2 tRNA genes are annotated in these 412 nt (G+C 46.8%); both read right to left on the bottom strand.

Annotation, left to right across the window (positions count from 1 at the left end):
• Window positions 1-110: 110 nt before the first annotated feature.
• Window positions 111-183, bottom strand: a tRNA-Ala gene (locus LACWKB10_RS09760).
• A gap of 44 nt (window positions 184-227) precedes the next feature.
• Window positions 228-301, bottom strand: a tRNA-Ile gene (locus tag LACWKB10_RS09765).
• Between the last annotated feature and the right edge of the window lie 111 nt (window positions 302-412).

Below are 412 nucleotides of genomic sequence, written 5' to 3' on the forward strand. Positions count from 1 at the left end.
TCTCTCGGTCGCTCTTTGGCAATCTCTTCTCTTTTGATTGTTTCTCGGTTTTTTCTTGGATTATATTCAGTTTTCAATGTACTAACTCATTGGATCTTTCTCAGATCCAATGGAGGCTAACGGGTTCGAACCGATGACCTCCTGCTTGCAAAGCAGGTGCTCTCCCAACTGAGCTAAGCCCCCATGATCTTTTATCTCTCAGATGCGCTTTCTCTTTTCCTTGCCTATGGGCCTAAATGGACTTGAACCATCGACCTCACGCTTATCAGGCGTGCGCTCTAACCAGCTGAGCTATAGGCCCGTTTCCAGCGTATCTGCTCTCTCTTTGAGGTATTACCCTCAAAACTAAACAATGTCTTCCCTACTCATGTGCTTCCGTGCGCTTGCCTGACTTCTCTTAGCATTCCTGCTC

It is taken from the genome of Lactobacillus sp. wkB10, assembly GCF_000760615.1.
Classification (GTDB): Bacteria; Bacillota; Bacilli; order Lactobacillales; family Lactobacillaceae; genus Lactobacillus; species Lactobacillus huangpiensis.